Source organism: Empedobacter falsenii (assembly GCF_019308355.1).
In the GTDB taxonomy this organism is placed as follows: Bacteria; Bacteroidota; Bacteroidia; order Flavobacteriales; family Weeksellaceae; genus Empedobacter; species Empedobacter falsenii_B.
The window spans coordinates 1-23,083 of record NZ_JAAGKM010000041.1 but is presented as its reverse complement, the minus strand read 5'-3'; the positions used below and the strand labels follow the sequence as shown (position 1 = coordinate 23,083).

The 23,083-nt window shown below is 34.6% G+C and carries 18 protein-coding genes and 2 pseudogenes; 18 read left to right on the top strand and 2 right to left on the bottom strand.

The genetic code is table 11. The features are described 5' to 3' along the window. The first annotated feature begins 305 nt into the window (after positions 1 to 305). From G0Q09_RS12590 to G0Q09_RS12560, 7 genes and pseudogenes are all read left to right on the top strand, one after another. Positions 306 to 629 (top strand): helix-turn-helix domain-containing protein, encoded by a 324-nt coding sequence (locus G0Q09_RS12590; protein WP_219035142.1) that lies wholly within the window; start codon positions 306 to 308, stop codon positions 627 to 629. Positions 630 to 632: 3 nt separating this feature from the next. Beyond that, entirely contained in the window at positions 633 to 2,975 is a 2,343-nt protein-coding gene (locus G0Q09_RS12585; RefSeq protein ID WP_219035141.1) for a restriction endonuclease subunit S, read from the top strand. Between the two features lie 384 nt (positions 2,976 to 3,359). Then, positions 3,360 to 4,286, top strand: coding sequence for a DNA adenine methylase (locus G0Q09_RS12580; protein WP_219035140.1), 927 nt, complete (start codon positions 3,360 to 3,362; stop codon positions 4,284 to 4,286). Beyond that, on the top strand, positions 4,270 to 5,109 hold the full coding sequence (locus G0Q09_RS12575; RefSeq protein WP_219035139.1) for a type II restriction endonuclease: 840 nt from the start codon (positions 4,270 to 4,272) through the stop codon (positions 5,107 to 5,109). The genes G0Q09_RS12580 and G0Q09_RS12575 overlap by 17 nt, the downstream gene beginning before the upstream one ends. A gap of 10 nt (positions 5,110 to 5,119) precedes the next feature. Beyond that, a complete protein-coding gene (locus G0Q09_RS12570; RefSeq protein WP_219035138.1) occupies positions 5,120 to 5,383 on the top strand; it encodes a hypothetical protein in 264 nt (87 codons plus the stop codon). Further along, a pseudogene (locus G0Q09_RS12565) lies at positions 5,380 to 6,174 on the top strand (DNA-methyltransferase); the annotation flags it as partial. The gene G0Q09_RS12570 and the pseudogene G0Q09_RS12565, both read left to right, overlap by 4 nt. Before the next feature lie 244 nt (positions 6,175 to 6,418). Then, positions 6,419 to 7,585 carry a tetracycline-inactivating monooxygenase Tet(X2) gene (locus tag G0Q09_RS12560; protein WP_008651082.1) on the top strand — a complete coding sequence of 389 codons (1,167 nt, stop codon included), beginning with the start codon at positions 6,419 to 6,421 and terminating at the stop codon, positions 7,583 to 7,585. 56 nt (positions 7,586 to 7,641) lie between these two features. On the opposite strand, the gene G0Q09_RS12555 is transcribed toward G0Q09_RS12560, so the two are convergent. After that, entirely contained in the window at positions 7,642 to 7,830 is a 189-nt protein-coding gene (locus G0Q09_RS12555) for a hypothetical protein (protein WP_219035136.1), read from the bottom strand. 149 nt (positions 7,831 to 7,979) lie between these two features. Here G0Q09_RS12555 and G0Q09_RS12550 point away from each other — a divergent pair, with 149 nt between their 5' ends. The 11 genes from G0Q09_RS12550 to G0Q09_RS12500 all read left to right on the top strand — a co-directional run bounded on the left by G0Q09_RS12550 (position 7,980) and on the right by G0Q09_RS12500 (position 21,883). Then, a complete protein-coding gene (locus G0Q09_RS12550) occupies positions 7,980 to 10,049 on the top strand; it encodes an AAA family ATPase (protein ID WP_219035135.1) in 2,070 nt (689 codons plus the stop codon). Position 10,050: 1 nt separating this feature from the next. Then, entirely contained in the window at positions 10,051 to 11,460 is a 1,410-nt protein-coding gene (locus G0Q09_RS12545; protein ID WP_219035134.1) for an McrC family protein, read from the top strand. Positions 11,461 to 11,776: 316 nt separating this feature from the next. Further along, the gene (locus G0Q09_RS12540) at positions 11,777 to 12,055 is read left to right on the top strand and encodes a hypothetical protein (RefSeq protein WP_219035133.1); all 279 of its coding nucleotides are present in this window, start codon (positions 11,777 to 11,779) and stop codon (positions 12,053 to 12,055) included. Next, complete coding sequence (locus G0Q09_RS12535) at positions 12,012 to 12,314, top strand: helix-turn-helix domain-containing protein (RefSeq protein WP_219035132.1); 303 nt, start codon at positions 12,012 to 12,014, stop codon at positions 12,312 to 12,314. The genes G0Q09_RS12540 and G0Q09_RS12535 overlap by 44 nt, the downstream gene beginning before the upstream one ends. Continuing rightward, a complete protein-coding gene (locus tag G0Q09_RS12530; protein ID WP_219035131.1) occupies positions 12,314 to 14,935 on the top strand; it encodes an AAA family ATPase in 2,622 nt (873 codons plus the stop codon). The genes G0Q09_RS12535 and G0Q09_RS12530 overlap by 1 nt, the downstream gene beginning before the upstream one ends. Before the next feature lie 5 nt (positions 14,936 to 14,940). After that, positions 14,941 to 16,617 (top strand): site-specific DNA-methyltransferase, encoded by a 1,677-nt coding sequence (locus tag G0Q09_RS12525; RefSeq protein WP_219035130.1) that lies wholly within the window; start codon positions 14,941 to 14,943, stop codon positions 16,615 to 16,617. A gap of 2 nt (positions 16,618 to 16,619) precedes the next feature. Continuing rightward, the gene (locus G0Q09_RS12520; RefSeq protein ID WP_219035129.1) at positions 16,620 to 17,015 is read left to right on the top strand and encodes a hypothetical protein; all 396 of its coding nucleotides are present in this window, start codon (positions 16,620 to 16,622) and stop codon (positions 17,013 to 17,015) included. Further along, the gene (locus G0Q09_RS12515) at positions 17,012 to 17,362 is read left to right on the top strand and encodes a hypothetical protein (RefSeq protein WP_219035128.1); all 351 of its coding nucleotides are present in this window, start codon (positions 17,012 to 17,014) and stop codon (positions 17,360 to 17,362) included. The genes G0Q09_RS12520 and G0Q09_RS12515 overlap by 4 nt, the downstream gene beginning before the upstream one ends. Then, positions 17,362 to 19,875, top strand: coding sequence for a DEAD/DEAH box helicase (locus tag G0Q09_RS12510; protein WP_219035127.1), 2,514 nt, complete (start codon positions 17,362 to 17,364; stop codon positions 19,873 to 19,875). The genes G0Q09_RS12515 and G0Q09_RS12510 overlap by 1 nt, the downstream gene beginning before the upstream one ends. Before the next feature lie 471 nt (positions 19,876 to 20,346). Then, positions 20,347 to 21,096 carry a carbonic anhydrase family protein gene (locus tag G0Q09_RS12505; RefSeq protein ID WP_219035126.1) on the top strand — a complete coding sequence of 250 codons (750 nt, stop codon included), beginning with the start codon at positions 20,347 to 20,349 and terminating at the stop codon, positions 21,094 to 21,096. Between the two features lies 1 nt (position 21,097). After that, positions 21,098 to 21,883: a DUF2490 domain-containing protein gene (locus G0Q09_RS12500; protein WP_219035125.1), complete on the top strand. Its 786-nt coding sequence runs from the start codon at positions 21,098 to 21,100 to the stop codon at positions 21,881 to 21,883. Positions 21,884 to 22,136: 253 nt separating this feature from the next. Here G0Q09_RS12500 and G0Q09_RS12495 read toward each other — a convergent pair. Next, positions 22,137 to 23,083, bottom strand: a pseudogene (locus G0Q09_RS12495) (IS91 family transposase); the annotation flags it as partial.

The window sequence follows — 23,083 nt, the reverse complement described above, 5'->3', positions numbered from 1 at the left end:
CAAATATTTATTATGAATAGAATGACTAATTTACAAATAAATATTGATATTGTGTGTTAATATACAGTGTTTTGTGATTTTAAAATTTAAGTTGTATATAAAATATTATTTCGTATATTTGAGTGTTGTGCGTCAGTGTAAAAAGACAGCCGACCCGCAAATGGCACATTTGGTTTTTTCCGAGATACGAGCCAACGCTCAAAAAACCAAAAGAGCCATTTTTTCCAATGCACGGACAAACAAGATTGAAAATATTTTATACATTTGCCAAATACTAGCAAGTAGATTTTAAGCAAGACTTCATTATGGCAACATTTGGAGAGTTCCTAAAAAGAGAACGAGAAAAAAAGGAAATGAACCAAAGTGATTTTGGACAAAATATTGGAATTATTATGACCGATATAAGTAAAATTGAAAATGGTCGAAAAAAATTTCCTTTTGCGAATTTAGTCAAGCTTGCAAGTTTTATTGGAAAGGATGTTGAAGAACTAAAAACATTATTTGTTGCTGACATCCTTGTTGATGAAGTCAATAAATATGAGTGCTCTGATAAAGTTTTTTCTGTTGCAGAAGAACAATCAAAATACTTAAAGAGCAGGAACGTAAAACAAGGCAAATTCAAATTTTAGATTATGGCAAACGAAAGGATAACAGAAAGCTTTTTTAGAAATCACGTATTAGGTGATGATTTTTATCAAAATGGAAAGGTGATTTTTGAAGAACAATCGCCTTCAAACCTAAAAATAAAAAAGCTTCTGACTAATGCGTCTAAGAGTGGAAAAGGTCAAGGCTTTCCAGAATTCATAGTTCAATATAAAGAAAATCCAGAAGTAATTATTGTTGTTGAGTGTAAGGCAGAAACAAAATATCACGAGAGCGAAAAGAAAGATAATCCAAAATCTTATGCAGTTGATGGGGCTTTATTATACTCTTCTTTTTTATCAAAAGAATTTGATGTCATAGCAATAGCAATAAGTGGAGAAACCGAAAGAGAATTAAAAGTAACTCACTATTTACAATTAAAAAACACAAATGAAGCCCATCATATTTTTAAAGACGATAAATTCTTGTCATTTAGTGATTACTTGGATGGCTACAAAACTGACGAACGAAAATTTAATCAAGACTTTCAAGAATTATTAAAGTATTCAAAAACTCTCAACGACAAACTTCACACTTTAAAAGTAGCTGAATCCAATAGAAGTCTTTTGATTAGCGGTGCATTAATTGCATTAACAGATAAAGCATTTTGTAAAGCATACAAATATCAAAAACCTAAAGAGCTTGCAGAAAATTTAATCAATACTATTAAAAACAAACTTACTGACGTTCAGAATAAGCATATTGAAGATATTATAAACACTTATAGTTTCATTACTACCCATACTATTTTAGCAGTAAAAGAAAATGAATTAAGGGATATTATTACAAGTGTTGATGAAAAAATTAATAACTTCATTAAATCATATCAATACTTTGATACACTAGGACAGTTCTATAACGAATTTTTAAGATATGCCAACAATGATAAAGGTTTAGGCATTGTATTAACACCTCCACATATAACTGAACTTTTTGCAGAAATTGCCAATATTACGAAAGACAGTATTGCACTAGATACTTGTACCGGGACAGGTGGCTTTTTAATTTCAGCAATGAAAAAAATGATTGTTGATGCAGGTAACGACACAGCAAAAATATTAGAAATTAAGTCCAAGCAAATTATTGGTGTAGAAATTCAGCATAGTATTTTTTCTCTCACTTGTTCAAATATGTTTATTCACGGTGATGGTAGAAGTAATTTGATAAAAGGTAGCTGTTTTGATAAACCAGTTATTAATAACATTTTAGGATATAAACCCAATGTTGCTTTTTTAAATCCGCCATATAAAGCAAGTAAAACTGATATCGAAGAATTAGAATTTGTCAAAAGCAGTTTAGAATTAATTGAAAAAGGCTCGTTGTCAATCTCTATTGTGCCAATGATGTGTGCTACGGCTACAAAAGGTGCAAAGTTTGAACTTAAAAAGGCAATTCTGAAAGAGCACACTCTTGAAGCTGTTTTTTCTATGCCTAATGAATTATTTCATAATTCAAATGCGACAGTAAATACCTGTATTATGGTGTTTAGAGCGAAAGAAAAACACCCTAAAGGTTACAAAACATATTTCGGATATTGGAAACAAGATGGTTTTATAAAAATTAAGAACATTGGAAGAACTGATTTTTACAATAAGTGGCCATTAACACAAAAAAAATGGTTGGAAGCTTATAGAAATAAAGACGAAATAGCAGGACATAGTGTTAAAAAAGTAGTTAATGAAAATGATGAATGGTGTGCGGAAGCTTATATGGAAACAGACTATTCTATTCTTAAAAAGTCTGACTTTATTAACAATCTAAAAGCATTTCTTGCGTATAAGTTACTTGTGAAAAATAGTGGTTTTTCTGTCTCAGCAAATCCAGCAGATAATGCTAAAGATTATGTAATAAATACTGATGATTGGAAATATTTTAGATACGATGATGGTACGGACAATAGTATTTTTAAAATAAAAAAAGGCAAAAGATTAACGAAAAAAGACCAAAGCGATGGCAATATTCCATACGTTAGTTCTTCTTCTTTAAATAACGGTATTGACAATTACATAGGTAATGGACATACGGATGAAAACTGTATCAGTTTTGCTTGTTACGGCTCAATAGGAGAAGTTTTTTATCAAGACCAAAAAGTATGGGTTTCTGATAACGCTAATGTTTTTTATTTAAGGAAGAAAAAACTAAATCCATACTTAGCAATGTTTTTAATCACAGTATTGAGACTAGAGCAGTTCCGTTTTTCTTACGGAATGACAGGAAAAAAGGAAAGATTACAAAGTTTTGATATAAAACTACCTGTTACAAAAAAAGGTGAACCCGATTGGGATTATATGGAAAACTACATTAAAGCATTACCATATTCAAGTTCATTGTAGCCTATGCATAAAGCCATACACATTTGCAATTCGCACCAGCCAACGTTGCATTCAAAAATTGCAAAAGAGTATGGCTTTTCCAACGCTAACGGACGACCGAAAAAGAACACCGAACGCACAACAGCGGTTTGGCGTAATGGCGGGGGCAGTGCTTCGTATGACAGTTTTGTGGTAGGTTCAAGTGCAGTTCTTCGATTGAACTTTTGTGCAAAACTGAACTTTTGTGCTTCGATTTACGCCACTTCGCCAAGCTGCAAACCGTTAGCCGACACCCCACAACGACAGTGCTAAAACTCAACAGTCGGACAAAATTCAAACTTCAAACCGACATCTAAGCGAAATTTTTATTGTAAATTTGAAACGTATAACTGAATAAATATCGGAATGACTGAAAAAAAAATAGCAAAACCGTTTTTGAAATGGGCAGGAGGAAAAACACAGCTCATTTCTGACATTGAACGAACTTTGCCGACAGATATAACGAAGAAAAACTTTACTTACATCGAGCCTTTTGTTGGTAGTGGTGCGGTTTTGTTTTGGATGTTAAACAACTTTCCAAAACTTGAAAAAGCTGTAATAAACGACATCAACGAAGACTTAATAAACACATACAAAACAATCGCTTCAAATCCAAAAGAACTGATTTCAATTCTCGAAATTCTGCAAAATGAGTTTCACGATTTGGAAGGAAACGAGGAAAACAAAAAACTCTATTACTACCAAAAAAGGGAATTGTACAATACAAGAAAAGAAGAACAAAGCGGACAAGCCGCTTTGTTTATTTTTCTTAACCGAACTTGCTTTAACGGTCTTTATAGAGTGAATAGCAAAAATTTGTATAACGTGCCAATGGGCGGTTACAAAAAACCGACAATTTGCGACAAAGAAAATATTATGGCAGTAAGCAATGCTCTGCAAAAAGTTGAAATTTTGAATGGAGATTTTGAGCAAACTTTGAATTATGCAGACAAAAATTCTTTATTCTACTTTGATCCACCATACAAACCGTTAAGCGAAACTTCAAGTTTTAATTCGTACGCAAAAGATGAGTTTAACGATAGTGAACAAATTCGTTTAAAAGAGTTTTGCACAAAATTAGATGAATTAAACCATACTTGGATTTTAAGTAATTCAGATGTAAAAGGAAAAAATGCAAATGATAATTTCTTTGACGATTTATATTCTGATTTCAACATTCAACGTGTTGATGCAAGACGAAATATAAATGCAAATCCAGAGAAAAGAGGAAAATTAACAGAGTTATTAATTACAAATCAAAAGAATAGTCAAGAATATGTCAGAGCAATTTAAACATTTCCTATCACAATTTTCAGAAACAAATGCAACGCTTGACTATTTTACAGACTTCAAAAAAATAAAAAGCAACGTTAACAAAATTTCAATCAAACTCAATCAACTTAATTATTTGATTGGAAAAGAAAATTTGAAAGAAGCAGTATATGAACTTTACCAAGAAAATCCAAATGTTTTTGAGGTTTTGGATATTTTGATTGCTATACGCAAAAACAAAAAGGCAAAAACTTTCAACAACAACGGAGAAATTGTTTTACTTGACACCTATTTCACTTCACCTGAAGGGATTTTAGAATACATTGAAGAAACTGGATTAGCAGAACTTTTTAGAAATAAAGATGTAAAAAATTTAGTTGATTACGTTTTTGGAATTGAGGTTGGTTTAGACACAAATGCAAGAAAAAACAGAGGTGGCGATAATATGTCTAAAGCAGTTTCGCTAATTTTTGACAAGGCAGGGGTTTTCTACAAAAAGGAAGTAAATAATACAATCTTTCCAGAAATCATAAGTTTAGGTGCGGATGTGAAACGATTTGACTTTGTCATTAAAACCAAAAAGAAAACCTATTTAATTGAAACCAATTATTACAATAGTGGTGGTTCAAAATTAAATGAAACTGCAAGAGCTTATTCCGATGTTGCACCAAAAATAAATCAATATCCTAATTACGAATTTGTTTGGATAACTGACGGACAAGGTTGGTTTTCTGCAAAAAACAAATTAGAAGAAGCGTACAACATAATTCCGAGTTTGTACAATTTGATAACACTTGAGGATTTTATCAAGAAAATTCAAGAAGAAGAAGTTTTAAATTTTTAAAAATCAAAATATGGCTTGTAACAAGAACCACGACAATACTGACAAAATAGTTAGAGATTTACCAATTGGACAAGAAGGTGTTGGAAGACACAAATGTGCTTCTTGTGCTTACGAAATTGGCTACCAACACGGTTTACAAAAAGCTGAAAACATAAATTTAGCAAATGTTTTAGATGGATTAGAAGAAAGCCAAAAAGGTGACAGAAGACATCGAAGTCCACACGCTGCATATTCTTTAGGTTATTATAACGGTGTTGTAGATAGTTACAAATGATAAGTCCATTTTTCAAATCTGACGACAAAGACTTCTATCTTCTTCACGGAGATACAACGGATCTTTTGCCTCAATTTGACCATAAGTTCGATATGATCTTTGCAGATCCACCGTACTTTCTATCAAACAATGGACTTTCAATACAAAGCGGAAAAATTGTAAGCGTAAATAAAGGAAAATGGGACAAATCCGAAGGATTTGAATATATAAACGACTTCAACAGAAAATGGCTTTCATTAGTTCGTGACAAAATGAAAGACGATGCAACAATTTGGATAAGCGGAACAATGCACAACATTTTTTCAATTGGACAAATTCTAAATGAATTAGGTTTTAAAATTCTGAACGTAATCACTTGGGAAAAGACCAATCCACCACCCAATTTTTCGTGTAGATATTTTACCTATTCGACAGAACAAATAATTTGGGCTAGAAAAAGCGAAAAAGTTCCTCATTATTTTAACTATGAACTAATGAAGCAATTAAATGGCAACAAACAAATGAAAGATGTTTGGAAATTGCCAGCAATTGCACCTTGGGAAAAATCTTGCGGAAAACACCCAACACAAAAACCTTTGTCGGTTTTAACAAGAATTATTTTGGCTTCGACAAAGCCAAATGCTTGGATTTTAGATCCATTTGCAGGAAGTTCGACAACAGGAATAGCCGCTAATTTGGCTAACAGACGATATTTGGGAATTGACCAAGAAGAAGAGTTTTTGACAATAAGCAAAAACCGAAAAATCGAGATTGAAAACCCTAAAACTTCGGCAACTTACAGACAAAAAATTGGTGGCTTCAATGACAATAAAGAACTTGAATTATTTCTTGTAGAAGAACCAAAAACTGAATATAAAACGGAACTAAACCTTGAAAACAAAAGGGGCGATCGGCTAACAGGGGTTTTGCAAAATGGCGGATTAAGTGCTAAATTCAACGATAGTAATTCTATTGAACTTTAGTGCAAAAACTGAATATTTTTGCTCCGAAATCCGCCACTTCGCAAAGCCCCGAACCGTTATGTGCCATTTTTGAATGACAATGCGAATAGATACAGACAAACAAATGAATTTACTTAGTGATAAGAACGTTGCAATAATTGGTGGTGGACCCGTTGGACTGACTATGGCAAAATTATTACAGCAAAACGGCATAGACGTTTCAGTTTACGAAAGAGACAACGACCGAGAGGCAAGAATTTTTGGTGGAACCCTTGACCTACACAAAGGTTCAGGTCAGGAAGCAATGAAAAAAGCGGGATTGTTACAAACTTATTATGACTTAGCCTTACCAATGGGTGTAAATATTGCTGATGAAAAAGGCAATATTTTATCCACAAAAAATGTAAAGCCCGAAAATCGATTTGACAATCCTGAAATAAACAGAAATGACTTAAGGGCTATCTTGTTGAATAGTTTAGAAAACGACACGGTTATTTGGGATAGAAAACTTGTTATGCTTGAACCTGGTAAGAAGAAGTGGACACTAACTTTTGAGAATAAACCGAGTGAAACAGCAGATTTGGTTATTCTTGCCAATGGCGGGATGTCCAAGGTAAGAAAATTTGTTACCGACACGGAAGTTGAAGAAACAGGTACTTTCAATATACAAGCCGATATTCATCAACCAGAGATAAACTGTCCTGGATTTTTTCAGCTATGCAATGGAAACCGGCTAATGGCATCTCACCAAGGTAATTTATTATTTGCTAACCCCAATAATAATGGTGCATTGCATTTTGGAATAAGTTTTAAAACACCTGATGAATGGAAAAACCAAACGCAGGTAGATTTTCAAAACAGAAATAGTGTCGTTGATTTTCTTCTGAAAGAATTTTCCGATTGGGACGAACGCTACAAAGAATTGATTCATACGACGTTGTCATTTGTAGGATTGGCTACACGGATATTTCCTTTAGAAAAGCCTTGGAAAAGCAAGCGCCCATTACCCATAACAATGATTGGGGATGCCGCACATTTGATGCCGCCTTTTGCAGGGCAGGGAGTAAATAGTGGGTTGGTGGATGCCTTGATATTGTCTGATAATCTAGCCGATGGAAAATTTAATAGCATTGAAGAGGCTGTTAAAAATTATGAACAGCAAATGTTTATCTATGGCAAAGAAGCACAAGAAGAATCAACTCAAAACGAAATTGAAATGTTTAAACCCGACTTTACGTTTCAGCAATTGTTAAATGTATAAAATGGAATAAAACGGCACATAACAAACAAATTGGCAATAGAGCCGGTGAAGTACTTCTATTGAACTTTTGTGCAATGTTGAAGATTAGTAATTCTATTCAACATTTGTGCTAAAAGTCGGCTCCATCGCCAATTTGCCAAACGATGTGTCGCAATTCTTCGCTCTGCTACGAATCGCAACACATCTATCGGCGGATTACATCTGTTGATGTTCTCACTTCTCGCTAACGCTCGAACTGCGCACATCAACAGATTTGTGAAATTCAAAATTCACGTAAATTCGTTACTAAATTTTGAACTATCACAAATCCGCCGATAGTTGGCGGTCATTGTAGAGCGACACCAGAACTGACAACGCAACGACCAAAACTTAAAATAAATAATCTAGAGTTTAAATGAATTATTGGCACATACAATTACACCCAGATGACAACGGAACAATATCAAGAGATGTTGTCATTAGAATTCTTCAAGAAAAATCTGTTATCGGAATTGGCGAATGGGACAACGGTCAAAGTTTAGTTCAACAGTTTGAAAATGAAATGCAAATTGGAGACATTGTAGCAGTAAAAGACGGCTCAAATCCTATTGCATTAGTTAGAGTTACAGGTAATTATTGGTTTGAACGAATAGTAACAGACGATTTTGATTGGTTTCCTCATAGACGAAATGTTGAAATTCTTGACCTTTACGAAACAGACTACAACTTTACAATTCCACAACCAAGAGGAACATTATCAATTTGTAGAAATTTAAATACTGAAACCGCCCAAATAATAATTCAATGGTATCGAAATGCAGTTAACAAAAGACTAATGGAAAATATAAAACTATCAGCCGAGCGACAATCTCAAATCAAAGCACTTTGGAATAAATTCAAAAACGAAACCAAAGAGGAAGATAAAAAATTCAATAATCAAGAGATTGATAGTTTAATTGCTCAATGGAGACAATACAAAGACAAAATTGTAAATGACACATTGGCTTTGGATGATTATACAAATACATTAGGGAGTTCCACAGCGACTATGCCAGGCGGTTATTTGTGTAATTTCTTAGAAAGGACAACAAAAACGGTTTTAGGTTCTTCCAAACCTGGAAATGCCGAAAATTTTGAAGTAAAACTGAATAATGATAATCAAACATATTTCATCAAAAGCCAAAAGAAACCTAATGCAAATCGACAAGAAGCAGAAACTTACTTCAATGAGAACATTAAAAATTTATTGAAGAATATTGTTTCTACTTCTGACGCATTAGAAAAAATTCGTTTAGTTGAAGAAACCAGTTATAGTGCCAAACAAGTTTTAATGAAATTGGCAGTATTAGATAATTTGTCTGACTTTCTTTACATATACTCTTCATATTGGTTGGAAGAATTGTATAGCGAGTTTATTGACAGTGATACCGAAGGTATTTTTACCAAGAACTATCAGATTTGTTTTGTTGCAAAGAAGCTTTTAGAGGTAAATGAACAAGATAAAAATGAACTTGTTTTGCTATCACGTTTTTTATGGCGATTTGTAAATTCAAAAGCTATTGCAGATACAAATAATCCAAATGTTATTCTTTATGGACCACCGGGAACTGGAAAGACATTTTCCGCAAAAAATAGTTTAGATTTTGTTTGTCAAGGCGACAGTTCACGATACGAAATTTTGCAATTTCACCCTTCATTTACTTACGAAGATTTTATTGAAGGTATCAAACCAAAAGGAGTTTCAATAGACGGAAACATTCGTTTTGAATTAGTAAATGGTGTTTTTAAAAACTTTTGTATCAAAGCAAAAGAACAGCCAAACAAGGATTTTTATTTCGTAGTTGACGAAATAAACCGTGCTAATCTTTCAACCGTATTTGGCGAAACGTTATCGTTATTGGAAAAAGATTACAGACACAACACAGAAAATAACAAAAATCTCATCAGAACGCAATACTCTACACTCATTGAAGATTTAATCAAAGAGGATAAAGAAAAATTCAAACATTTGGCTTACGAAATTGATAATAAAGAAGTAAAATTCGGTGTACCTAAAAACGTATTTTTCATAGGAATGATGAATGATGTGGACAAAAGCATTGACGCTTTTGATTTAGCCCTTCGCAGACGATTTAAGTGGATAAGAAAAGATTGTGATTACGAAGTTATTGAGGAAGAAACACGTTTCAAAGGAAAAGAAGAGTTCAACAATATTAACCAGTATATAAAAGCCTGCGAAAAATTGAACAATTATATTTCTAATGATTTAGGTTTGGGAAAATCGTATGAATTTGGTCATTCCTTTTTTATGAAAATTAGCGACATCGCTAAACGAAAAGAAATTACACCAAACAATGTTGAAGTTTTATTCAACTTGTTTTTGCGACCAACTTTGAAAGAGTATTTAAGAGCAGTATTTGCGGAAAGTGAATTAGAAAGTAAATTAGATGAAGCGTTGAGTAAGTTTAAAGAAACAATGAAATAAAATGAAAATTAGCGTTCCTGTCAATCATAATTTTTACGAAGAAGCACCCATACAAGAATTGAATTTGGGAGAGGCTTTTAATGTGAAAAAGTCAGGAATTAAGAACTTACAACAAATTTTTTCTTCAGTTTATGAATTAAAACTCGGTGCAGAGCAATTAAAACAAGTCAAAGTATTTAGTTTCAAAAGTAAACGCATTTTTGAACCTGACGAAGAACGTCTAATCCTAAAATTATATTCCAAGGAAAAGACCAGCCAAGAAAAAGAATATTTTATTCAAACTGGTTTATATGCTGGTGTTCTTTTTCACAAGGGTTGCAAAATCAATATCACAACAAAATATGGCGACACTTTTCTAAAACGTATGCTTAATTTCGTAAATGATATTTACGTTGATAACGAACAGACCAAAGCCAAGAAAGACGAAACTGAAAATCAGTTTTTATTTATCATCGCTCATTTATTCATTCAATCATTAGAAAAAGCAGTTGTTTTAGGTTTACCACAACAATATCAAAAACAACAAGAACGTAGCCATAAAGTAAGAGGAAGTATAAATTTTAACGACTACTTAAAAAGAGATATTCCGTTTCAAGGTAAACTAACAACAACATTCAAAGAACAAAAGTATGTTCAAGAAATTATTGATGTTTTATATTTAGCGTTAAGAAAATTAGAAAGTGCTTTTGGAAAAGAAATTCACAGTCGTTTACTTGGTTTAAGTCAATTATTAAAACAGCATCATTCTGGACGTTTTGCGAGTTACGAAACAATACAAAAAGCCAAAACACACCAAACCATAAACAATCCAATGTATAGTGGATTTAAAAAGGTTTTGGAATATGCAGAAATTATTTTGTTGAATAAAGACTTAATGCCTGACAATGAAAAGCAAAATTTGGCAACAACTGGCTATTTGTTTGATATTGCTGAACTATACGAAATTTACCTTGAAAAACTTTTAAGTAGAAATTTCCCCGATTGGTTTGTCAGTGGTCAAGTAGAAATTCCTATTTATCAAAAACAGTTTTATTGCAGGTCAATATTTCCAGACTTAATAATGAAACACAAGACAAGCGGAAAAATTATTGCTCTTGATGCAAAATTCAAGAAAATGGAAATGCAAAATAAAGACATTGACAGAGCAGATTTGCATCAAATCCATTCTTATTCAGGTTATTATCAAAAAGATTTAATTACAAGTGGACTAATCTATCCATTATCAAAACAAATAAACATTGATAAATCACATTCCGACACTTTATACGGCAACAACGACAATGATGTAAATTTTATAGTGGACGGAGTTTATGTTTTCGAAAATCAGACAATGGACGAACTAATTGAAAGTGAAAATATTTTTGTAAAAAGAATGGAGAATTTGACAAGTAAACAAGACCTAACCGCTTGACAAAAATGACAAATACCATCACAGACAGAAAACAACGAACCGCCAACAGGCGTTTGGCTCAATGGCGGATTAAGTGCTAAATTCAACGATAGTAATTCTATTGAACTTTAGTGCAAAAACTGAACTTTTGTGCTTCGATTTACGCCACTTCGCCAAGCTGCAAACCGTTATGCCCAAGCGTAAAAGACAGTGCAACCCTGAAAATGACGACTGAAAAACGGAGACTTTGCAACCTGACAATTTAAGCGGACTGACTTAAAAGCGTTCTTTAACAAACTAACACGGTAAGACCAAGCCGACACGCAAACCAACCCGAATGTTTTTAAAATTTTTCCCACCGCACATTTTAAAAAATAATTTTAGCCAGCCGCACATTGGCACATTTGCAAAACCGCACAAGCCGACACACGACCCAAGTTTTGCAAAAGAGCCAATTCTGCACACCCGCCTGACAAATGATAACCTGTTGAAAACTTTGGAGACTTTTTCAGAAGATTTTCCAAAAGAACTTTGTATTTTTGACAAAATCATTCAAAATAGAATTGTTCAAAATGGACAGCTTAGGCGAAACGATAAGAAAACTACGGGAAGATAAGGAATTGCCACTGCGGACAGTTGCAGCATACCTCGACATTGACCAGGCAATTTTAAGCAAAATTGAGAGAGGACAACGCAATGCAAGCCGTGAACAGGTGATAAAACTTGCCGAGTTTTTTAAGATTAAAGAAACCGATTTGCTTGTTTCTTGGCTGTCTGACAAGTTGGTGTATGAGGTAGCGGACAAAGATGTGGCTTTGAAAGCATTGCAAGTAGCAGAGGAAAAAGTAAAATACAATAAGACCAAACGTAAGTAATGGATGAATTAAATGAAATAGCAGAAGTTGAACAGCAAGTGGAAACACTTGAAACGGAAGTAAAGAAATTTGCTGACGGACTGCCCTATTGGGCAAAGTTTATTTGTTCTGAAATTCTTTCAGGTAATGAATTAACAGAGGACAAATATGAATCTGCATTTTCATATCTTCTTGAAGAGCTTGACCTAAAAGAAAAGGGCGAAAAACCCGTACTTTCTATTTCATACAATCCAAACGCATCTGATGATTTTAAAGCAAACATAATCTTTAACTCCTTGTCAAATATTGAAGGCGTTAATGCTTTGGCAGAAAATCAATCCATTGAATTAACTGAAAACCTTACAATTATATACGGTTCAAATGGTGCAGGAAAATCAGGATATGTAAGACTTCTTAAGAATGTGTTCTATTCAAAAGATAGAGAACCGATTGAACCGAACATTCACCTTGATAATGGACACAAGCCGATAAAAGCTGATTTTCAATTTACAACTGATGAAGGTGCTTTATCGCTTAAATATCCTGATGATGTTGGCAATGGTGTATTTAACCAATTTGCTGTTTTTGATGGTGAAATTGGCAGACGACATTTGAAATATCGAAATGACTTTAAATTCAGACCAGCAGGATTAAGACTATTCAATGAGTTTAACACTGCACTTGAGAATTTGAATAGTCGTTTGATCACGGAAATCAGAACAAAGAATATTGCAAACCCTTTTGCAGATGAAGATATTTTTCAAGGTGAATCAGAAATTAAAACTTTTCTTTCTTCGCTTTCGCACAACTCAAAGCTCGAAGATTTAAAAAAGCATCTGCCATTCACTGAAGAAGAAAAAACGAAAAAAACTGAAATTGAAAAGAAGTATGACGATTTAAAAATTTCTCTTTCACAGAAGGACAAAGCGTTAAAGGAGCTTCGCAATATAAAAACTCAATTAGCAGCAAGAAAAAAGAATCTCGAAACTATAAATCTTTGGTTTACTCAAAATCAATTAAACACGGTTAAAAATTCCATAGCTGACTGTAAAACCAAAGAAGAAACAGCCCAAAAAGAAGGTAGTGAAAAATTCAAAACGGATAAGATTAAAAACATTGGCTCTCCCGAATGGAAGCAGTTTATTGAAGCCGCTGAAAAATATGCAATAACACAAAAGGAAAACGGTGTAGAATATCCTGAAATTGGTGACAGTTGTTTGTTGTGCCAACAATCAATTAATGAGGATGCTCCAAAAAAGCTTATTGCCAGTTATTGGGCATATATAAAAAGCGTTGCAGAACAAGAGGCAAAAACTGCAAAGGAAAATCTTGATAAAATTAAGAAGGACTACAATGATTTAAATCTTAATCAATTTCCAGAGACGGATACGCTTACAGCTTGGTTGAATGAAAAATATGAAGCTGATTTAACTCTATTAAAAGAAGGTTTAGAGAAACAGAAAACACTTGCTGAAAGAATAGTAGCGAACATCATTGCCAAAGATTCGAAAGCAGAAATTGAGTTTCAATTGGGTTTAACAGGTTTAGAAAAAATTGAAACTGAAATTGACAAAGACATAAAAGCCTTTGAGGAGGATGAACAAAACAAAGTTTTGGCAGACCTTCTAAAGCAAAAGACCTACTTAGCACATAAAGAAAAGCTTTCACTAAGATTTACGGATATTGAAAACTTGCACAAGAATCTGATTTGGGAAAACAAAGCAGATAAGTTTAACAAACAATGGTACAAAACCCAATCAACCAATACTGAAAAGAGATTGTCAAAACAGTATTTCAATGCTGATTACATAAAATCGTTTAATGAGGAATGTGAAAAGTTAGAGGGAAAATTCGGAATTGAAATTGATGCAAGAAGTTCTGATGCTCAAAGCAACCGACAACTATTTTTAAAAGGCAAAGACCCATCTGCAATTCTTAGTGAAGGAGAACAAAAGGTAATTGCATTAGCTGATTTTATTGCTGAATCAACAATTACTACAATAAATAAAGGAATTGTTTTTGACGACCCTGTTACTTCCCTTGATGAAGAACGGAAAAAAGTAATTGCCAAAAGAATTTGTGAATTATCTCAAAGCAAACAAGTTTTACTATTTACACACGATTTAGTGTTTGTTTCAGCACTAATAAATTACTGCACAGATTTTCAAATTCCATACAGATGCCATAGCATTGAGAATTTAGAAGAGCCAGGAAAGATATTTCCTGATAATACACCATCTCACGAAGCAAAATATAAAACATCAGCAGAAGCAAGGAGATATATCAAACTTGCTAAGGATGCAGACCCTGAAATAAGAGAAGCGTTTATAAAAAGCGGTTTTGCTGCATTACGTTCTTCATACGAAGCATTTGTCATATTTGAATTGTTCTGTGGTGCTGTAAAAAGATTTGATGACAGAGTAAGTATTGATTCCCTAAAGGGGTTACACGTTGATGATTCATTAGTTAAAGAGATAATGGATAATTTCAAATTGTGTTGCCGATATATGGAAGGACATATTCACAGTGATAAATATTTGGCGGCAAAGCCACAATTAAAACATTTGCAAGAGGAAGCAGACAGATTTGATACTATGCGTCCAAAACTTGATAAACTTAAAAAAGAACACGGAAAAAAATAGAAGATATGCCAACACTCCATTTCAAAGGAAAAACATTTGTGCAAAACCACCATTTGGCGGTTAAATACCACCAACTTGTGCCAAAGGCAGAATTGAGTTTAACCGACAAAGTTTCCTTGCACGATAACCTGATTATTCAAGGCGACAACCTGAAAGCATTGAAGGCATTACTTCCAACTTATGCAGGGAAAGTAAAATGTATTTACATAGACCCACCCTATAATACAGGTAACGAAAAATGGGTGTATAACGACAATGTAAACAGCCCAATGATTAAGGAGTGGTTGGGCAGTGTGGTGGACAAAGAAGATATGACACGCCACGACAAATGGCTTTGTATGATGATGCCACGCCTAAAACTGTTGCGTGAATTATTGAGCGAGGACGGAGCCATTTTTATTTCTTGTGATGATAATGAAAATTATCATTTAAGATGTTTACTTGATGAAATTTTTAGTGCAGATAATTTTGTTGCTAACATAACTGTAAAAGCCAACCCAAGAGGACGACAATCAGATAATAATGTAGCAACGCTTCATGACACACTCTTTATCTATGCAAAGAACAATCAGTTTTTTGAATTAGACGGCTTACCTCTTACACAAGAAGACATTGAAGATTTTGACAAACAAGATGAAGATGGTAAAATGTGGAGAGAATTAGGATTGCGACAACGTGGAGCAGCATCTTTGCGTACAGATAGACCTGATATGTTTTTTCCAATCTTTGTAAATCCAAATGATTGTTCGGTAAGTCTTACAAAATCTAAAACACATTCCATAGAAGTATTACCTAAAAAATCAGACGGAAGAGAAGGTAGATGGATGTGGGGACTTGATAAAACAAAAAATGAAGTAAATAGAGTTTATGCAAGGCTAATACATAGACGAAATGAATACGATATTTTTATCAAAGATTATTTAGATAGAAATGATGAACAAAGAACAAAAAAACCACGCTCAATATGGATTGACAAAGATGTCAACACAGAAGCAGGTGGAAAATTGTTGAAGCAAATCTTTCCAGATAGTAAATTCCCCTATCCTAAGCCATTAGGTTTATTGATAAAGGTTCTGCAAATTGGAACAGATAAAAATTCTATCATCCTCGACAGCTTCGCAGGTTCAGGAACAACGGCCCACGCTGTTTTGGAACTCAACAAAGAAGACGGTGGAAACCGTAAATTTATTTTGGTGGAGCAGGAAGATTATGCTAATACTATTACAGCCGAAAGAGTTCGCAGGGTTATCAAAGGCGTAAAAACAGCCAAAAGCGATTTGCTCAAAAAAGGAACAGGCGGTTCATTCAGTTACTTTGAATTGGGCGACACTATCGAAATGGAAAGTTTGTTGAGAGGTAAAAACCTACCTTCATTTACAGAATTTGCCCGATACCTTTTCTATACCGCCACAGGCGAAGAGTTTAACGAAAAGGCAATCAATGAGAAAACAGGTTTTATTGGAGAAAGCAAAAACTACGAGGTATATCTGTTTTACAAACCCGATTTGGAATGGTTAAAGAAAAACGCTCTGACTTTAGAAATTTGCCAATCACTTCCAAAATTCAAAAATAAACAGCGTTTGGTTTTTGCCCCTGCCAAATATGTGGACGACCATACTTTGTTGGATTACCGAATTGATTTTTGCCAGTTGCCTTACGAAATTTATAGAATACAAAAATAGCTATGAAAGAGAAAAACATAGAAAATACAGGAGCAAAATATTCAGAAATGCTTGTGCAACTTGTGGAGCAGTTTGATGAACTTTTGCCTGAAAACCTAACTTTTGAAGAAACTTTGGAAGTTGGTATTGAAGCTTGGAATTTGGCAAATAACAAAGAAAGTATAGGAGTTGATTTGTATAAAAAAGAATTAAAGGCACATAACCACAGTGATGTAATTGAAAAAATGGTTGAGTATAAATTGGAGCATTTCGCTGACTACAATAATATCATTGTTGATTTTAGCACCGAAAACCATATTCTTCAAGTAAAAAGCCAAACATTCGAACAGCACTTTAACAGCTTAATATCAAGTATGATTAATACAAGTATGATTAATATAAATCCAACAAAAAAGTGATAGAGCCGATTCCATATTTCTATGAAAGCATCAATCGCAACGCTATTGTGGTAAAACCCAAAAAACCGTTGTTTGATTGGATAAACTTTATTTATCCCGAAAGTCCTGTTTCCGAGAAAGAGGAAGGAAATATTTATCTCATTCGGGAAAAGGACAGCAACGAAGCACTAGAAAAATGGCTGAAACGGAATTTTGACCAAATTTTTCAAAACGAACTGAACGATTGGCATACGGACGAAAAAGATTGGCCACAAAAGAGAACATTCAAGATTTTTCAAGAATGGTTTGAATATGAAATACATTCAATGGTTTTAGACCTTGAAGAAACCGATATAACAAAAGACTAATGAGACTAAAGCATTATCAGGAAAAGGTATTAAAGGAACTCAAAGAATATTTGAGTGCTTTAGCTGATGCTAAAAAAGAGTTTGAGGAAATTGCCGAACTCAAACCGCATTTGGCAAAACATATCAATTTCCCGAAAGAGGCTTGGGAAAAGGCAACAGGGCGTTCTATTTATCATTCTAAAACCAACGGTTTAGACGAGCCATTGCCCGACATTTATTTGAAAGTTCCAACAGGTGGAGGAAAAACCTTGGTGGCTTGTCACGCTATTGACAGTATTCAAAAAACCTATCTCAATAAGCAAACGGGTTTGATTTTGTGGGTTGTGCCATCCACGCAAATTTACCGACAAACTATTTCGGCACTTAAAAATCGAGAGCATCCATACCGTCAGGTTTTGGACATTTCGAGCGGTGGCAGAACATTAATCAAGGAAAAAACAGAAGTGTTTAATCGCCTTGATATAGAAGAAAATTTGGTTGTGCTGATGTTAATGCTTCCGTCTGCCAACCGTCAAAACAAGGAAACACTAAAGGTTTTCAGAGACCAAGGCGGATTTACCGACTTTTTTCCTCGTGAAGATGATTTTCAAGGACACAAAAAACTAAAAGAGCTCATTCCGAATTTAGATTGCTTCACAACCGAAATGGAAGTATTCGGAACGCAAATAAAAACTTCGCTTGGAAACACTTTAAAGGTTTTACGTCCGCTTGTGGTAATTGACGAAGGACACCGTGCCTATGGAGAAAACGCACGAAATACAATACGCAATTTCAATCCGTCTTTTATACTTGAACTTTCGGCAACACCACCACCCAACAGCAACGAGTTGGTAAAAATTACAGGTCGGGAATTGCACGAAGAAGAAATGATAAAGTTGGACATTCACCTGACCAACAAAACCAGCTTAGATTGGCAAGACACTTTATTGGCAAGTTTTGAAAAGCGAAACGATTTAGAGAAAAAAGCCAAAGAATACGAAGGAAACACAGGTGAATACATTCGTCCGATTTGCTTGATTCAAGTTGAAAGAACAGGAAAAGACCAGCGAGATAAAAAATACATTCACGCAGAAGATGCCAAGGAATATTTAATCAAAAAATGCAATGTTCCCGAAAGTCATATCGCTATAAAATCAAGCGAAAAAGACGATATTGAGGGAATAGATTTGTTTGCCCAAGATTGTGAAATACGCTATATCATTACCAAACAAGCCTTGCAAGAGGGTTGGGATTGTTCATTTGCGTATGTACTTACGGTGCTTACCAATCCAAGTTCTGCAACAGGAATTACGCAGTTGGTTGGTCGTATTTTAAGACAACCATTTGCACGAAAAACCAAAGTACAGGATTTAGACGAATGTTATGTTTTTACGTTCCGTCAAAATGCAAAATCGTTGGTAAGCGACATCAAAAAAGGATTGGAAGATGAGGGATTGGGCGACATTGCAGGAAGAATTGTAAGCGATGAAGCAGGAACAGATACAGGCGGTTTAAAAGAACGTGAAATGTTGTATCGTCCGGGTTTTAAAAAATTTGAGGGAAAAATTTATTTACCAAAATTCGTCATTCAAGAAAAAGAAAGTTGGCGAGATATGAATTTTGAAATTGATATTCTCAGTGAAATAGATTGGGAAAGTATCAACATTGATGAAATCAAAAATCTTTCTCTCCAAAATAAGCGAAACCAAGAACAGGAAATCGCCTTAGGATTGAGTGATGAAGAAAAGGAATTACTAAAGGAAACAGGCAGAGCGGAAAAATCAGGCACATTAGAAATAGACGAAGTATTTCTAACTAGACAGATTACAGAAATTATTCCTAATCCTTGGCATTGTTTCCAAATCGGAGAAAAAGCGATTCAACTACTTTTGGAGAAATACGAGCGTGAAACAGTTGCAGCCAATTTCGTTTTCATCATTGAAGAACTCAAAAAGATTTTAGAGAAAGAGCGAAACCGTTTATCTGAACAGGTTTTTAGAAAAATGGTTGCCGACAAAAAATTATGCTTCTTCCTGATTACAGACAAAGGCGGTTTTGAATTGCCATCAAGAATAAAAGTAAAGAGCAACAAACAGTTGGTGCGTAATGACAACACACCAATTCAAAAATCATTGTTCGACTATGTTCCCGAAGAAAACATAAACGACCTTGAAAAATCAGTTGCCATTTACCTTGACGAGCAAGAAAAGTTATTGTGGTGGTATCGCAATATGAGCAGACAAGACTACCACATACAAGGTTGGAAACGAAATAAAATCTATCCTGACTTTCTTGCAGCAGACAAGCAAGAAGAAAAAGACGATTACGGAACGGTGTATGTTTTGGAAACAAAAGGAATCCACCTCAAAAATGAGGACACCAAATACAAACAAGACGTATTTGCACTTTGCAACGAATTAGGAGCAAAGAAAGCTTGGAAAGAGCTCTTTGACGAATTTCCAGACCACGACTTTGAATTTCAAGTAGTATTTGAAGACGAGTGGCAAAATAAGATTAACGAACTAATGGAATAAGCCAATGCACAGGTGTAAGCACATACCACAGCCCCTCAAAGCCGACCCACAAGCCAAAGCTGTGGTAAGAGCTTCCACCTCTCCCACCCGAGAAAAATTATTTTTTAAAATCTCCTTCCCTTCTAAAAATTTTAAAAACGCCAACACACAACCCGACAGAAAAACATTCGGACAGTTGGTTGCAAAACTCAATATTGACAAGGGTTGCAAGACACGGACGACAAGAACGCCAGGGCATAACAACGTGTATGTGGCAATAGCGGGTGAAGTGGTAAATCGTAGGTCTGTGCTTCTAAAAAACTTTGTGCTAAACGGACAGGTAAGTGCTTCTAATCCGCTACTGCACATACACGCAAACCGTTAGTGGCAATTTTTGCAGACTCAGTAAACAAAACAAACATTAATTGTTCAACATAAAACGGACAAACCGAACACCGTAATAAGAAGTAGGTAAAAAAATAATTAAAAAAAATGAACACAAAAATTTTAGCAACAGCGTTAGTATCACTAACCCTATTTTCTTGTAACCAAGGAACAAAAACGGAAACAAAAAATGAAGGTTCGACAGAAACCAAAGAAGTAACAAAAAACGTTATAACACACGTTATGACCAAAGAACAACAAGCAGCCTTGACACCAGATGCTGTTTTGCAGGAATTCGTAGAAGGTAACAAAAGGTTTAATTCTGGGAATAGCACACCAAGAGATTTATCTATTCAGGCAAAAAAATCTGCCGTTGGTCAATTTCCAAAAGCAGTAGTTTTGAGTTGTTTAGACAGTCGTGTACCAGTAGAAAATGTGTTTGACCAAGGTTTGGGCGACATTTTTGTTGCCAGAGTAGCAGGCAACTTTGTTAACGAAGACATTTTGGGTAGTATGGAATTTGCGTGCAAAGTAGCAGGTGCAAAATTAGTTTTTGTTTTAGGACACCAACATTGCGGAGCAGTAAAAAGTGCTATTGACGATGTGAAACTGGGTAACATTACAGCAATGCTTGCTAAAATAAAGCCAGCAGTAGCAATGAGCCAAGATTTTGCAGGTGAAAAAACTTCAAAAAACGATGAATTTGTGAGACACGTTTGTGAAAACAATGTAATTCATACGATTAATGAAATTAGAGCAAAAAGCCCAATTCTTAAAGAAATGGAAGACAAAGGTGAAATCAAAATTGTAGGTGCTTTTTATCGTTTAACAGATGGAACACTTCAATTTGTAAAATAAAATGCAAAAAAAAATCATAGTTATACTTGTTTTGATTTGGTGCATTAGTAATAATGTATCAGGTCAAAACAATCGTATAAATACACACGAAAATATTGGTTGGTACAATTATTTTGGTACTTTCAAATTATCAGAGAAATTTGGTTTACATACCGAGTACCAATTCCGTAGAGACAATTTCATAACAGATTGGCAACAAAGCCTTTTACGAGTTGGCGTAAACTATCAACTTAATTCGAGAGTATTATTTAGAGCAGGTTATGCTTGGATTGAAACTTTTCCGTATGGTGAAATTCCAATAAACGGACTTGGCAGAGATTTTACCGAACATAGATTATTTCAAATGGTACAACTTTCACACAAAGAAGGTATTGTTGATTTTTCTCACCGATTTATGTTAGAACAAAGATTTGTAGGAAGATACAGTTCTGCCAGTGTAGAAAAGGAAGATGAATTTCCGCTACTACACAGAATGCGTTATATGGTAAGACTACAAGTGCCATTAAAAGGTACAGAAATAAAAGACAAAACACCATACTTGGCATTGTATGACGAAATTTTCATTGGTTTTGGAGAAAATGTAAATGCTAATATTTTTGACCAAAATAGAATTGGCTTTTTGCTTGGTTATCGGTTCAACAAGAACGTAAGAATTGAAGGTGGTTATTTAAACCAAACCGTTCAATTTGGCAGACAAATAAGCGGACAAAATGTGTTTCAAAACAACAACGGAATTATCATAAATGCAAACTTCAATATTGACTTGACTAAAAAGGAAAAAAAATAAAACTGCCACTAATAACCAGAGTTTCGTTGGGCTCGAAGAGCCAACAATGAAACTCCTGTTGAACCCTTCGGCTAGCTCAGGGCAGGCTCGCTTTGGGAGCTTTTTCAACACTATGGGTTTATCGTAAAGTTTTTAGAAAATATTTCAAGAGAACAGGACGTTCTCTTTTTTTTAGGCATTCGTTTTTGGCGAACTTTGTCGGTTTTATCGTGTTTTCCTTCATGTCGGGGCATAATTTCCCTTACCCAAAAATCTATTTTTTAGGCGTTGGCTGGCTTTGGCTCATTTCCAAAAACCATTGTGGCGGACCTCGAAGATCGAACGTGGCAATCGTTACCAAATTTCCTACTTTACAACAACTACATTTCGGCTGAAAAACTTTAGAAAGGGGCTTTTCTTTGGTTTGAATGCCTAATTTTTGTTGCAGTTTTTTAAGCTTAATTCGTTTCCAAGTGCTGCTCAAAAAACCATAATGACGGATTTTCACAAATCTTTTCGGCAAAATATGCATCGCAAAACGGCGGATAAACTCCTCGTGGCTCAAAACCATCTGCTTTCTGATGCCTTTCTGGCGGTAATCTTTGTAAGAAAAAGTGACCGTTTCCGCATCAATTTTCCTGATTCTCTGGTTACTGATGGCAATTTTATGCGTATATCTGCCCAAATATTCCACCACAGATTTTGGGCTTCCAAAAGGCTTTTTAGCAAAAACCACCCAAGGTTTTTCCCACAGACTTTGCCTGATTTTGGGATATTCTTCAAGATTTTTATCTTTTAGTTTCTCACAAAATTTAGCCCTAAAAACTTTAGACAACGCCTTTACAGGAAAGAGAAATTTCCCATCTGAACGTAGATTTTTCCAAGCTCCGCTTTCATCCACTCCACCGCCCGGAACAATGCAGTGCAAATGCGGATGAAGGCTCAGATTCTGCCCCCAAGTGTGCAAAACAGCAATCATTCCCATTTGGAGATTTTTGTTTTTCCCAAACGTTTGAAGCGTTTCCCAGGCAGATTCAAATAAAAAATCGTACAACATTTTGGGCTCGTGAAGCGCGGTTTTGTTCAATACATCAGGAAGCGTAAAAACCACGTGAATTAAGCGAAGCGTATCACGAATACAATTAAAACGAATAATAAAAAATGAGTAAAATAAGGTACCGGAAGCAGTTCGGTTTCCCGATTTTCAATCCATTGCTCTCG

Coding starts and splice junctions, on each gene's coding strand:
- G0Q09_RS12555 (WP_219035136.1), bottom strand. CDS start 7,830: ATGTGCGCAGTTCGAGCGTTAGCGAGAAGTGAGAACATCAACAGATGT.
- G0Q09_RS12580 (WP_219035140.1), top strand. CDS start 3,360: ATGACTGAAAAAAAAATAGCAAAACCGTTTTTGAAATGGGCAGGAGGA.
- G0Q09_RS12520 (WP_219035129.1), top strand. CDS start 16,620: ATGAAAGAGAAAAACATAGAAAATACAGGAGCAAAATATTCAGAAATG.
- G0Q09_RS12560 (WP_008651082.1), top strand. CDS start 6,419: ATGACAATGCGAATAGATACAGACAAACAAATGAATTTACTTAGTGAT.
- G0Q09_RS12575 (WP_219035139.1), top strand. CDS start 4,270: ATGTCAGAGCAATTTAAACATTTCCTATCACAATTTTCAGAAACAAAT.
- G0Q09_RS12535 (WP_219035132.1), top strand. CDS start 12,012: ATGGACAGCTTAGGCGAAACGATAAGAAAACTACGGGAAGATAAGGAA.
- G0Q09_RS12525 (WP_219035130.1), top strand. CDS start 14,941: ATGCCAACACTCCATTTCAAAGGAAAAACATTTGTGCAAAACCACCAT.
- G0Q09_RS12505 (WP_219035126.1), top strand. CDS start 20,347: ATGAACACAAAAATTTTAGCAACAGCGTTAGTATCACTAACCCTATTT.
- G0Q09_RS12510 (WP_219035127.1), top strand. CDS start 17,362: ATGAGACTAAAGCATTATCAGGAAAAGGTATTAAAGGAACTCAAAGAA.
- G0Q09_RS12570 (WP_219035138.1), top strand. CDS start 5,120: ATGGCTTGTAACAAGAACCACGACAATACTGACAAAATAGTTAGAGAT.
- G0Q09_RS12590 (WP_219035142.1), top strand. CDS start 306: ATGGCAACATTTGGAGAGTTCCTAAAAAGAGAACGAGAAAAAAAGGAA.
- G0Q09_RS12545 (WP_219035134.1), top strand. CDS start 10,051: ATGAAAATTAGCGTTCCTGTCAATCATAATTTTTACGAAGAAGCACCC.
- G0Q09_RS12585 (WP_219035141.1), top strand. CDS start 633: ATGGCAAACGAAAGGATAACAGAAAGCTTTTTTAGAAATCACGTATTA.
- G0Q09_RS12540 (WP_219035133.1), top strand. CDS start 11,777: ATGTTTTTAAAATTTTTCCCACCGCACATTTTAAAAAATAATTTTAGC.
- G0Q09_RS12500 (WP_219035125.1), top strand. CDS start 21,098: ATGCAAAAAAAAATCATAGTTATACTTGTTTTGATTTGGTGCATTAGT.
- G0Q09_RS12530 (WP_219035131.1), top strand. CDS start 12,314: ATGGATGAATTAAATGAAATAGCAGAAGTTGAACAGCAAGTGGAAACA.
- G0Q09_RS12550 (WP_219035135.1), top strand. CDS start 7,980: ATGAATTATTGGCACATACAATTACACCCAGATGACAACGGAACAATA.